General features: G+C 53.8%; 9 protein-coding genes and 7 tRNA genes. 15 read left to right on the forward strand and 1 reads right to left on the reverse strand.

From position 1 onward, the window contains the following. The first annotated feature begins 6 nt into the window (after positions 1-6). From FD737_RS02330 to FD737_RS02375, 10 genes are all read left to right on the forward strand, one after another. The gene (locus FD737_RS02330) at positions 7-1,227 is read left to right on the forward strand and encodes an N-acetylglucosamine repressor (RefSeq protein ID WP_034829098.1); all 1,221 of its coding nucleotides are present in this window, start codon (positions 7-9) and stop codon (positions 1,225-1,227) included. Between the two features lie 39 nt (positions 1,228-1,266). After that, positions 1,267-2,019, forward strand: a complete 753-nt coding sequence (locus FD737_RS02335) for an HAD-IIA family hydrolase (RefSeq protein WP_160832607.1) — start codon at positions 1,267-1,269, stop codon at positions 2,017-2,019. Between the two features lie 330 nt (positions 2,020-2,349). Next, positions 2,350-4,017 carry an asparagine synthase B gene (gene asnB / locus FD737_RS02340; RefSeq protein ID WP_034829093.1) on the forward strand — a complete coding sequence of 556 codons (1,668 nt, stop codon included), beginning with the start codon at positions 2,350-2,352 and terminating at the stop codon, positions 4,015-4,017. Between the two features lie 215 nt (positions 4,018-4,232). Then, positions 4,233-4,309 (forward strand) — tRNA-Met (locus tag FD737_RS02345). Positions 4,310-4,316: 7 nt separating this feature from the next. Beyond that, positions 4,317-4,401, forward strand: a tRNA-Leu gene (locus tag FD737_RS02350). Between the two features lie 21 nt (positions 4,402-4,422). Continuing rightward, positions 4,423-4,497: transfer RNA gene (locus FD737_RS02355), tRNA-Gln, on the forward strand. 34 nt (positions 4,498-4,531) lie between these two features. Next, a tRNA-Gln gene (locus tag FD737_RS02360) sits at positions 4,532-4,606 on the forward strand. A gap of 28 nt (positions 4,607-4,634) precedes the next feature. Further along, positions 4,635-4,711: transfer RNA gene (locus FD737_RS02365), tRNA-Met, on the forward strand. A gap of 6 nt (positions 4,712-4,717) precedes the next feature. After that, a tRNA-Gln gene (locus FD737_RS02370) sits at positions 4,718-4,792 on the forward strand. Between the two features lie 29 nt (positions 4,793-4,821). Beyond that, positions 4,822-4,896, forward strand: a tRNA-Gln gene (locus tag FD737_RS02375). A gap of 86 nt (positions 4,897-4,982) precedes the next feature. On the opposite strand, the gene ubiF is transcribed toward FD737_RS02375, so the two are convergent. Beyond that, positions 4,983-6,155 carry a 3-demethoxyubiquinol 3-hydroxylase gene (gene ubiF, locus FD737_RS02380; RefSeq protein WP_160832608.1) on the reverse strand — a complete coding sequence of 391 codons (1,173 nt, stop codon included), beginning with the start codon at positions 6,153-6,155 and terminating at the stop codon, positions 4,983-4,985. Positions 6,156-6,324: 169 nt separating this feature from the next. On the opposite strand from ubiF, the gene miaB reads away from it, so the two are divergent. From miaB to lnt, 5 genes are all read left to right on the forward strand, one after another. Further along, entirely contained in the window at positions 6,325-7,749 is a 1,425-nt protein-coding gene (gene miaB / locus FD737_RS02385; protein WP_058960792.1) for a tRNA (N6-isopentenyl adenosine(37)-C2)-methylthiotransferase MiaB, read from the forward strand. A 205-nt stretch (positions 7,750-7,954) separates the two neighbouring features. After that, positions 7,955-9,028, forward strand: coding sequence for a PhoH family protein (locus tag FD737_RS02390; protein ID WP_160832609.1), 1,074 nt, complete (start codon positions 7,955-7,957; stop codon positions 9,026-9,028). Further along, positions 9,025-9,498: an rRNA maturation RNase YbeY gene (gene ybeY / locus FD737_RS02395; protein ID WP_034829084.1), complete on the forward strand. Its 474-nt coding sequence runs from the start codon at positions 9,025-9,027 to the stop codon at positions 9,496-9,498. The genes FD737_RS02390 and ybeY overlap by 4 nt, the downstream gene beginning before the upstream one ends. 84 nt (positions 9,499-9,582) lie before the next feature. Then, entirely contained in the window at positions 9,583-10,464 is an 882-nt protein-coding gene (corC, locus tag FD737_RS02400; RefSeq protein WP_034829075.1) for a CNNM family magnesium/cobalt transport protein CorC, read from the forward strand. 4 nt (positions 10,465-10,468) lie between these two features. Next, on the forward strand, positions 10,469-11,995 hold the full coding sequence (lnt, locus tag FD737_RS02405) for an apolipoprotein N-acyltransferase (protein ID WP_160832610.1): 1,527 nt from the start codon (positions 10,469-10,471) through the stop codon (positions 11,993-11,995). Positions 11,996-12,024 lie beyond the last annotated feature (29 nt).

Raw genomic sequence — 12,024 nt, forward strand, 5'->3', positions numbered from 1 at the left:
TACTGAATGACCACTGGCGGCCAGACTCAAATAGGAAATGTCGATCTTGTCAAACAACTCAATAGTGCAGCCGTTTACCGGCTAATTGATCAACAAGGGCCGATATCGCGTATACAGATTGCCGATCTCAGCCAGCTTGCGCCCGCCAGCGTCACGAAAATTACCCGCCAGCTTATTGAGCGCGGCCTGATCAAAGAGGTAGAGCAACAAGCCTCTACCGGTGGTCGCCGCGCCATTTCCATCATTACCGAAACTCGCCATTTTCATACCATCGGCGTTCGCTTAGGACGCAATGATGCCACGCTGACATTATTCGATCTGAGCGGAAAATCGCTGGCGCAGGAAGATTATCCCCTGCCTGAGCGCACCCAGGAAACGCTGGAGAATGCGCTGTTCAATGCCATCACGGCATTTATGGCGGCGCATCAACGCAAGATTCATGAATTAATCGCGATCGCGGTGATTCTGCCAGGCCTGGTGGACCCGATTAACGGCATTATTCGCTATATGCCGCACATCGCTGTCAGCCACTGGCCGCTGGTATCCAGCTTGCAGAAACGCTTTAACGTCACCAGCTTTGTCGGTCACGATATCCGTAGTCTGGCGCTGGCAGAGCACTATTTCGGTGCAAGTCGTGACTGTGCAGACTCCATTCTGGTGCGTTTACATCGCGGTACCGGCGCGGGCATCATCGCTAACGGCCATATTTTCCTTGGCAGCAACGGCAACGTGGGCGAAATTGGCCACATCCAGGTCGATCCATTGGGTGAGCGCTGCCACTGCGGCAACTTTGGCTGTCTGGAAACGATTGCCGCCAACGGCGCGATTGAGAATCGCGTGCGCCATCTGCTCAATCAGGGCTATCCGAGCACGTTGACGCTGGATAACTGTCTGATGCCACAAATCTGTCGTGCCGCTAATCAGGGAGACGCGCTGGCCTGCGAAGTGATCGAATACGTGGGACGCTACCTCGGGAAAGCGATTGCGATTGCCATTAACCTGTTCAATCCACAAAAGGTGGTATTGGCGGGGGAAATCACCGACGCAGACAAAGTGCTGTTCCCAGCAATTGAAGGCTGCATTAATACCCAGGCGCTGAATGCCTTCCGCAAAAACCTGCCGGTGGTGCGTTCCGAACTGGATCACCGTTCCGCTATTGGCGCCTTTGCCCTGGCGAAACGTGCGATGCTGAATGGTATTTTGCTGCAGCATCTGCTGGAAGAATAATTGAAGCCTGCCGTCTGGCGGGCCCGACCGGAAGCCAATATGACCATCAAAAGCGTAATCTGTGACATCGACGGCGTGTTGATGCACGACAATACCGCCGTGAAAGGCGCGAATGAGTTTCTGCAGCGTATCCTTCAAAAAGAGATGCCGCTGGTGGTGCTGACCAACTATCCGTCGCAAACCGCTCAGGATCTGGCAAACCGTTTTGCCAATGCAGGTGTCGAGATACCGGATTCAGTGTTCTATACCTCGGCGATGGCGACAGCCGATTTCCTGCGTCGTCAGGAAGGCAAAAAAGCCTACGTGATTGGCGAAGGCGCGCTGATTCACGAACTGTATAAAGCCGGATTTACCATCACCGATGTGAATCCCGATTTTGTGATTGTTGGGGAGACGCGCTCCTTTAACTGGGAAATGATGCATAAAGCGGCTTTCTTTGTCGCTAATGGCGCACGCTTTATCGCCACCAACCCGGATACCCACGCACGCGGTTTTGTGCCAGCCTGCGGTGCACTCTGCGCCGGTATCGAAACCATCTCCGGTCGCAAACCGTTTTACGTCGGTAAGCCGAGCCCGTATATCATGCGTGCTGCGCTAAATAAGATGCATGCCCACTCGGAAGAGACGGTGATTGTCGGCGATAACCTGCGCACCGATATTCTGGCCGGATTCCAGGCGGGCCTGGAAACCATTCTGGTGCTCTCCGGGGTTTCGACGCTGAGTGACATTGATGCGATGCCTTTCCGCCCTGACTGGATTTACCCTTCAGTGGCCGATATCGACCTGTTCTAAACCTTCTCTTATCGCGTTTACTTATCGCCCTGCCCGTACGTCGTGTGAGCAGGGCGTTTGTTTTTACATCCCTTTATTATGATTCTGTGCACCATTAATTGCGCAGGAAATCATCCAAAACGCCAATTCATTAGACGCCATTTAATTTAATTGACATTTAATTAGATGAAATTCAATTTTTAAGCCATCACAACAATCTTTTTATCAAAAGATCGCAATTTAACTTGCGTTAACACCACCTGATAGCGCATTTTCTTATACATCACGCAGTCAAGGCTGCCGGACAAACGTAGAAATAACATCGCCGCAAGGTGAGATCAGGAGTCAGTTATGTGTTCGATTTTTGGTGTGCTGGATCTGAAATCCGATCCTGTTGAACTGCGCAAGAAAGCGCTGGAGTGTTCCCGTCTGATGCGTCACCGTGGACCGGATTGGTCTGGCGTGTATGCCGATGACAAAGCCATTCTGGTGCATGAGCGCCTATCGATTGTTGACGTCAACAACGGCGCACAGCCGCTGTACAACGCTGACCACACCCACGTACTGGCCGTGAACGGTGAGATCTACAACCATCAGGCTTTGCGTGCTGAACTGAGCGATCGTTATGCGTTTCAGACCGGTTCTGACTGCGAAGTGATCCTCGCGCTGTACCAGGAAAAAGGTCTCGATTTCCTCGATGATCTGCAAGGTATGTTCGCCTTCATTCTGTGGGACAGCGTGAAGCAGCAGTATCTGATTGGCCGTGACCACATCGGGATTATCCCACTGTACATGGGCAACGATGAGCACGGAAACCTGTTTGTCGCCTCTGAAATGAAAGCGCTGGTGCCGGTTTGCCGCACCATCAAAGAATTCCCGCCGGGAAGCTTCCTGTGCAGCAGCGATGGCGAAATCCGTCGTTACTGGCAGCGCGACTGGATGGATTTCTCTGCCGTTGCCGAGAACACCACTGACGCTGCGGGCCTGAAGCATGCGCTGGAAGAGTCAGTGAAAAGCCACCTGATGTCTGACGTGCCTTATGGCGTGCTGCTGTCTGGCGGCCTCGACTCCTCTATCATTTCTGCCGTGACGAAGCGCTTTGCGGCAAAACGTGTGGAAGATGAAGATAAAAGTGATGCCTGGTGGCCACAGCTGCACTCTTTTGCGGTAGGTCTGGAAGGCTCACCTGATCTGAAAGCGGCCAAATCAGTGGCGGAACATCTGGGCACCGTGCACCACGAGATTCACTTCACCGTGCAGGAAGGTCTGGATGCGATTCGCGATGTGATTTACCACATCGAAACCTATGACGTCACCACCATTCGCGCCTCTACGCCGATGTATTTGATGTCGCGTAAAATCAAGGCAATGGGCATCAAAATGGTGCTGTCAGGTGAAGGTGCGGACGAAGTGTTTGGTGGTTACCTGTATTTCCACAAAGCACCTAACGCTCAGGAATTCCACGAAGAGAACGTGCGTAAACTGCTGGCGCTGCACATGTTTGACTGTGCGCGTGCCAACAAAGCGATGTCGGCATGGGGCGTTGAAGCGCGCGTACCGTTCCTCGACAAGAAATTCCTTGATGTGGCGATGCGCATCAACCCGGAAGACAAAATGTGCGGCAGCAACGGCAAAATGGAGAAACACATTCTGCGTGAATGCTTCTCTTCTTACCTGCCGGAGAGCGTGGCATGGCGTCAGAAAGAGCAGTTCTCTGATGGCGTAGGCTACAGCTGGATCGATAGCCTGAAAGAAGTGGCCGCGAAGCAGATCACCGATCAGCAGTTGTCTACCGCGCACTTCCGTTTCCCGTACAACACGCCGAACTCGAAAGAAGCGTATTTGTACCGCGAAATCTTTGAAGAGCTGTTCCCGATTGCCAGTGCAGCAGAGTGTGTTCCAGGCGGTCCATCTGTTGCCTGTTCATCGGCCAAAGCGATTGAGTGGGATGAAGCTTTCAAAAACATGGATGACCCATCTGGTCGTGCTGTCGGCGTGCATCAGTCCGCCTACAAATAAGCTTGTGAATGAGTAGGATAAGGGGTCTGTAAAGGCCCCTTTTTGTTTTCATCGTCGATGTGACGATAGAAAACTGCTGAATAAATCGCCACCCTGGTTACAAGCCAGTCAAACAGGCGTTTTAAGGCAAAAAACGGCAAAAAACTTGTTGACGCTACAAAGCTCAATACGCATAATGCGCCCCGCAACGCCGATGAAGGTTAGCGAAAAAAGATGGCTACGTAGCTCAGCTGGTTAGAGCACATCACTCATAATGATGGGGTCACAGGTTCAAATCCCGTCGTAGCCACCATCTTTTCGCGGGAGTGGCGAAATTGGTAGACGCACCAGATTTAGGTTCTGGCGCCGCAAGGTGTGCGAGTTCAAGTCTCGCCTCCCGCACCATTTCAGTCTTCGGCAGCCGGATGGGGTATCGCCAAGCGGTAAGGCACCGGTTTTTGATACCGGCATTCCCTGGTTCGAATCCAGGTACCCCAGCCAATCCGATATTTACTCGTGGATGCGAGTCGACAAATGGGATATCGCCAAGCGGTAAGGCACCGGTTTTTGATACCGGCATTCCCTGGTTCGAATCCAGGTATCCCAGCCATTATCGGATGCAGTAAGCAGTAAACTCAGGCTACGTAGCTCAGCTGGTTAGAGCACATCACTCATAATGATGGGGTCACAGGTTCAAATCCCGTCGTAGCCACCAAATTTTTGGGGTGTCGCCAAGCGGTAAGGCTCTGGTTTCTGATACCAGCATTCCGGGGTTCGAATCCCTGCACCCCAGCCATATTAAAGATAATTTGTAACGCCATTAATTGGGGTGTCGCCAAGCGGTAAGGCTCTGGTTTCTGATACCAGCATTCCGGGGTTCGAATCCCTGCACCCCAGCCAAATTGCACAATAAAGCCCGCTTTTGCGGGCTTTATTGTTTTCTGCATCCGGGAAAATGCCAGGAGCGCCCTGCGACGCTCTGCCATCTATAAGCCCAACGCGTACTTCAGCGCCTTACGTTTCAGCGCTCCGGCATTCTCCGCTGCAATCAATCCCAGATTACGCACAAAACGCAATGGGGCCAGCGTGTTGCTAAAGGCAAAATAGAACAGATCCATCCCACCCTGCATTAGCAAATTATCGTTATAGCGTTGACGATGATAGCGCTTTAACACCGCATCCGATGACCATAACTGAGCCTGGCTGCGCGCCTCCACCAACGTATTGATCAACGCATCAACATCGCGATACCCGAGGTTTACGCCCTGTCCGGCAAGGGGATTGATGGTGTGTGCTGCATCACCCACCAGCGCCAATCCCGGCAAAACATAGCGCGTAGCGTGGCGACGAACCAACGGGAATGAGGCTGCTTTCTTGACCTGAACCCGCCCAACGCGTGCCGGGAAATGGGCGTGAATCTCTTTTTCAAGCTGTGACAATGGCAACGCCTGTAGCTGGCGAATACGCGCCGGTGCGTCATACCACACCAGAGAAGCGTGGCGATCAAACAGCGGCAGAAAAGCACGTGGCCCCTCTGGCGTAAATTGCTGCCAGGTCGAATCCCCCGCATCATGCTCACATTCGACGCTAATCAGCATGCAGGACTGCGCGTATTGCCAGCCACGGACGCCAATACCCGCCAGCTGGCGCACGCGCGAGTTGGCGCCATCCGCGCCAACCACCAGCCGCGTATCCAGCGTGGTACCATTATCCAGCTGGACCTGCCAGCCGCCACGATGCGATTGAAGCTGCTGCAGGCTGGCGGGACAAATCAGCATGATCCCCTCTTCCTGCATCTTTTCCCACAGCGCACGTTGCAGCACGCTGTTTTCCACCATATATCCCAGCTCTGGCAAGCCCAGCGAGGCAGCATCAAAGGTCACATGTGCACTTTGCCACTCCCAGGTTTCGAGCTTGCGATAAGGCGCACAGCGCATCGCCAGCACGCGTTCCCACACATTCAACTGACGCAGCAGTGCTACCGACGAGGCTCCAATCGCGGAAATGCGGACATCGGGCGGGCTTTCTGCATCAAACGCAGCGGGTTCGGCACGTTCAATCACCGCCACACGAAATTGCTGCTGTGCCAGTCCACAAGCCAGCGCGGCACCGACCATACCGCCGCCCACCACCACCACATCAAAATGTGAATCCTGCATTGACTCTAATCCTTCTGCTTGTCGTGATAGCTCACGTCATCACGTTGATAGATAAAGTGTACCGGAAATTTGCTGCACAATCTCAGCCCCTGCTGTGCTGGTCACAACAGCAGCAAAGCATTACAATACGCGCCCTGCACTTCCCTGCTCTGAATCAATGGCTAGTTCGATGACCAAAAAACTGCATATTAAAACCTGGGGCTGTCAGATGAATGAGTACGATTCATCAAAGATGGCCGATCTGCTGAACAGCACGCACGGTTACACCCTGACCGAGGACGCTGAAGAGGCGGATGTCCTGCTGCTCAACACCTGCTCGATCCGTGAGAAGGCGCAGGAGAAGGTTTTCGCGCTGTTAGGACGCTGGAAGAAATTGAAAGCGATAAATCCTGACGTGATTATTGGCGTCGGCGGCTGTGTCGCTTCGCAGGAAGGTGAACGCCTGCGTGAACGCGCCAATTGCGTGGATATTGTATTTGGTCCACAGACGCTGCATCGCTTGCCAGAGATGCTGAATCAGGTGCGCGGGACGAAAAGCCCGGTGATTGACATCAGCTTCCCGGAAATCGAGAAATTTGACCGTCTGCCAGAACCGCGTGCAGAAGGCCCGACGGCCTTTGTCTCCATTATGGAAGGCTGTAACAAATACTGTACTTTCTGCGTGGTGCCTTACACCCGAGGCGAGGAAGTGAGCCGTCCATGTGACGATATTCTGTTGGAAATCGCGCAACTGGCTGCGCAGGGCGTGCGAGAAGTTAACTTACTGGGCCAGAACGTCAATGCCTATCGCGGCACGACCTTTGATGACCAGCTCTGCAGCTTCGCGGAACTGTTGCGTCTGGTGGCGGCCATTGATGGCATCGACCGCATCCGCTTTACCACCAGCCATCCGATTGAATTCACTGATGACATTATTGATGTCTACCGTGACACGCCAGAGCTGGCGAGCTTCCTGCACTTGCCCGTTCAGAGCGGTGCCGATCGTATCCTGACGCTGATGAAGCGTGCGCACACCGCGCTGGAATATAAAGCCATCGTCCGCAAACTGCAGAAAGCACGTCCTGATATTCAGATGAGTTCAGATTTCATCATTGGTTTCCCTGGCGAAACGCAGCAGGATTTTGAGCAGACCATGAAACTGGTGGGCGACGTGAATTTCGATGTCAGCTTCAGCTTTATCTACTCGGCACGTCCGGGTACGCCAGCCGCTGACTTGCCTGACGATGTTTCGGAAGAAGAGAAAAAGCAGCGCCTGTATATTCTGCAGGATCGCCTCAATCAGCAGGCGATGGCGTGGAGCCGCCGCATGCTCGGCACCACACAGCGTGTGCTGGTAGAAGGCATCTCACGTAAAAATGTCATGGAACTGACCGGACGCACCGACAACAACCGCGTGGTGAACTTCGAAGCGCCTGTTGAGATGATCGGTAAGTTTGTTGACGTGGAAATTGTCGATGTCCATGCCAACTCGCTGCGTGGCAAACTGATCCGCACTGAAGATGAAATGGCATTGCGTGTCAGCCTCAGCCCCGATGCGGTGATAGCCCGCACGCGCCGTGAAAATGACATCGGTGTCGGTCTTTACCAGCCTTGATACTCCAACTTTGCGCGGCAGTGCACAAGGTGCTGCCGCCTGTTTCATCCCGTGCCCCTTGCATTCCACCTGCAACGCCCAAATATCGCTTCTGTAACTTGCAGCCGGGCCTTGCCCCATAAATAATTCCGTATAGATGCTCAATCTGTGATGGAGCATTGGATACACCTTCTTCAACTGGCCCTGAGTGCCCCAAAGGATTCATTTGAATATCGAAACTCGTGAAATCGCCCTTGAACCGGCTGATAACCGCCGACTGATGAGCCTGTGCGGTCCGTTTGATGACAATGTGAAGCAGCTGGAAAAACGCCTCGGTGTCGAAATCAACCGCCGGGACAACCATTTCAAACTGGTGGGCCGATCGCTCAGCGTTGACGCAGCCATCAACATTCTGCGTGACCTGTACGTGAGTACTGCGCCAGTGCGTGGCCAAATCCCGGATATTGAACCGGACCAGGTGCATCTGGCGATCAAAGAGAGCCGTGTACTGGAGCAAACCGCCGAAAGCGTGCCGGAGTTTGGTAAGGCGATTCACATCAAAACCAAGCGCGGTGTGATTAAACCTCGTACGCCCAATCAGGCGCAGTATGTGGCTAATATCCTCGACCATGACATCGCCTTCGGTGTGGGTCCAGCTGGTACCGGTAAAACCTATCTGGCGGTGGCCGCTGCCGTTGATGCCCTGGAACGTCAGGAAATCCGCCGTATTTTGCTGACGCGCCCTGCGGTAGAGGCCGGTGAAAAACTGGGCTTCCTGCCGGGTGACCTGAGCCAGAAAGTCGATCCTTACCTGCGTCCGCTCTACGATGCTTTGTTTGAAATGCTCGGCTTTGAGCGCGTGGAAAAGCTGATGGAGCGCAATGTGATTGAAGTGGCTCCGCTGGCTTACATGCGTGGACGTACACTCAACGACGCCTTTGTGATTCTCGATGAGAGTCAGAACACCACCATCGAGCAGATGAAGATGTTTCTGACCCGTATCGGCTTCAACTCCAAAGCGGTGATCACCGGTGACGTGACGCAGATTGACCTGCCGCGCAGCACTAAATCCGGCCTGCGCCATGCCATTGAGGTTTTGGCGGAAGTCGATGAAATCAGTTTTAACTTTTTCCACAGCGAAGACGTGGTGCGTCATCCGGTTGTCGCACGCATCGTGAATGCTTATGAAGCGTGGGAAGAAGCCGATCAGAAGCGCCGTGACAAACTGGCAGAAGAGCGCAAGCGTGAGACGCTGGCGTCTCAACTTGCCGCCCCATCCAGCCCGCAGGAGCCTTCATGAGCGCGGTGATTTTAGATTTACAGTTGGCCTGTGCCGATGAAAATGGCCTGCCAGCCGAACCTGCTTTCCAGCGCTGGCTCGAAGCCGCCGTGACGCCTTTCCAGCCGGAAAGTGAAGTCACCATCCGTCTGGTGGATGAAGCGGAGAGTCATGAGCTTAATCTGACTTATCGCGGTAAGGATAAGCCGACCAACGTGCTCTCTTTCCCGTTTGAAGCGCCACCAGGGATTGAGCTGCCCCTGCTGGGCGATCTGATTATTTGTCGTCAGGTTGTTGAGCAAGAAGCGGAAGAACAAGGCAAAACCGTTGAAGCCCACTGGGCGCATATGGTAGTCCACGGCACGCTACACCTGCTGGGCTATGACCATATTGAAGATGAAGAAGCCGAAGAAATGGAGGCGCTGGAGACCGAGATAATGCTTGCTCTTGGTTATCCTGACCCGTACATTTCGGAGAAAGAAGACGCCTGATCCCCTTAGGTTCAGGTTATTGCGCTGCTGGCGCGGATGCCAGCAGTTCCTTTCCCTCACCAGAGAGAACGAAATAAAAACGCCATGAGCGACGACCATTCTCAAAACAGCGACGCACCCAGTAGTAAAAAGGGATTTTTCTCCCTGTTAATTAACCAACTTTTTCACGGTGAACCCAAAAACCGTGATGAGCTACTGGGACTGATCCGCGATTCTGAGCAAAAAGAGCTGATCGACCAGGACACCCGCGACATGCTCGAAGGGGTGCTGGATATTGCCGAGCAGCGCGTGCGTGACATCATGATCCCGCGCTCCCAGATGATCACCCTTAAACGCAACCAAAGTCTTGAAGAGTGCCTTGCGGTCATTATTGATTCCGCCCACTCGCGCTTCCCGGTGATCAGCGAAGATAAAGACCACGTCGAAGGCATTTTGATGGCCAAAGACCTGCTGCCGTTTATGAGCAGCGCGTCTGAACCTTTCAGCATTGAGAAAGTGCTGCGCACCGCCGTTGTCGTGCCTGAAAGTAAGCGTGTTGACCGCATGCTGAAAGAGTTCCGTTCCCAGCGCTATCATATGGCGATTGTCATTGACGAATTCGGTGGCGTTTCCGGGCTAGTCACGATTGAAGATATCCTCGAATTGATTGTCGGTGAAATTGAAGATGAATATGACGATGAAGAAGATCGTGATATCCGTCAGTTAAACCGCCATACCTATACCGTACGTGCGCTTGCGCCTATCGAGGATTTTAACGAGGTATTTGGTACCAGCTTCAGTGATGATGAAGTGGATACCATTGGCGGTCTGGTGATGCAGGGATTCGGCCACCTTCCCGCGCGCGGTGAGAGCATCGACATTGATGGTTACCAATTCAAAGTCGCGATGGCCGACAGCCGCCGTATCATCCAGGTGCATGTGAAAATTCCGGAAGACTCTCCACAACCGCAACTGGAAGACGAATAATTTTATGGCTTTAGCCTCTCTCTACTCGCAGCAGCGGGTTCGCCTGCTGCTGGCTTTGATTGCGGGTGCCGTTGGCACCCTTTCCTTTTCTCCCTATGATTTTTGGCCTGCCGCATTAGTTTCCCTGGCGGGACTGCAACTGTTGCTACTGGATCGCCGCAGCCCTCAAGCCGCCGCGATTGGCTTCGTCTGGGGCTTTGGGCTGTTCGGCAGTGGCATTAACTGGGTTTACGTCAGCATCGCCACCTTTGGTGGTATGCCTGGCTTGGTTAACATCTTCCTGGTGATATTGCTGGCCGCTTACCTGGCGATTTATCCGATGCTGTTTGCGGTGGTGCTTAATCGCCTGTGGCCACGTGCGACCTTGTGGCGTCTGGTGCTGGCGGCACCGGCATTGTGGCAAATCAGCGAATTTCTGCGTGGCTGGATCCTGACCGGATTCCCGTGGCTGCAGTTCGGCTACAGCCAGATCGACGGTCCGCTCAAAGGCCTTGCGCCGCTGGCGGGCGTTGAAACCATCACTTTCCTGTTAATGGTGATCGCCGGTCTGATGGTGCATGCGCTTTATCATCGTACGGTGAAGAGCCTGGTGGCGGCCGCGGTATTGCTGCTGCTGCCATGGCCACTGCGCATGTTGCAGTGGTATCAGCCGCTGCCGGAACGCAGCGTGGACGTGGCGATGGTGCAAGGCAACATTCCCCAGTCGATGAAGTGGGACCCACAGCAGTTGCTGAATACGTTGCGTGTGTACACCTCTTACAGCCAGCCTTATATGGGCAAAGCGCCCATCATTATCTGGCCGGAATCGGCGATTACCGACCTTGAAAGCAATCAGCAGCCGTTCCTCAAAGCGCTGGATGCCGAACTGCGCGAGCGCGGCAGCTCGCTAATTACCGGGATTGTCGATTCACGCGTTGAAGGGGATAACCGCTACCACGATTACAACTCCGTGATTGTGCTGGGCGGCGAGCAGCCTTACAGCTATCAAAGCCATAACCGATATCAGAAAAACCATCTGGTGCCGTTCGGGGAGTTTGTGCCGCTGGAAGATCTGCTGCGTCCGCTGGCGCCGTTCTTCGATCTGCCAATGTCGTCGTTCAGCCGTGGTGCCTATGTGCAGCCGCAGTTGAAGGTGGCGGGTTATGATCTTACCAGCGCCATTTGCTACGAAATTGTGTTGGGCGAGCAGGTACGAGCCAACTTCCGTCCTGATACCAACTTCCTGCTGACCGTCTCTAACGATGCCTGGTTTGGTCACTCCATCGGCCCGTGGCAGCATTTCCAGATGGCGCGTATGCGTGCACTGGAATTGGGCCGTCCGCTGTTGCGATCCACCAATAACGGTGTCACGGCGGTGGTGAATGCCAACGGCGAGGTTGAAAAAGAGATCCCGCAGTTCACGCGTGACGTGCTGGAAGCCAGGGTAACACCCACCACTGGTGAGACCCCTTATGCCAAAGCAGGCATCTGGCCGGTATGGATTCTGACGTTAATCGGCATCGTCCTGGCGATTATTCGTCGTCGCCACTGACACTCCGATCACATTCTGACAGGCGAAGT

Origin of the sequence: Pantoea sp. Seng, assembly GCF_009829935.1 — a bacterium.
GTDB lineage: Bacteria > Pseudomonadota > Gammaproteobacteria > Enterobacterales > Enterobacteriaceae > Pantoea > Pantoea communis.

Excerpts from the sequence above, each read along its gene's own strand:
- FD737_RS02330 (WP_034829098.1), top strand. The coding sequence starts at position 7 with ATGACCACTGGCGGCCAGACTCAAATAGGAAATGTCGATCTTGTCAAA.
- FD737_RS02335 (WP_160832607.1), top strand. The coding sequence starts at position 1,267 with ATGACCATCAAAAGCGTAATCTGTGACATCGACGGCGTGTTGATGCAC.
- asnB (WP_034829093.1), top strand. The coding sequence starts at position 2,350 with ATGTGTTCGATTTTTGGTGTGCTGGATCTGAAATCCGATCCTGTTGAA.
- ubiF (WP_160832608.1), bottom strand. The coding sequence starts at position 6,155 with ATGCAGGATTCACATTTTGATGTGGTGGTGGTGGGCGGCGGTATGGTC.
- miaB (WP_058960792.1), top strand. The coding sequence starts at position 6,325 with ATGACCAAAAAACTGCATATTAAAACCTGGGGCTGTCAGATGAATGAG.
- ybeY (WP_034829084.1), top strand. The coding sequence starts at position 9,025 with ATGAGCGCGGTGATTTTAGATTTACAGTTGGCCTGTGCCGATGAAAAT.
- corC (WP_034829075.1), top strand. The coding sequence starts at position 9,583 with ATGAGCGACGACCATTCTCAAAACAGCGACGCACCCAGTAGTAAAAAG.
- lnt (WP_160832610.1), top strand. The coding sequence starts at position 10,469 with ATGGCTTTAGCCTCTCTCTACTCGCAGCAGCGGGTTCGCCTGCTGCTG.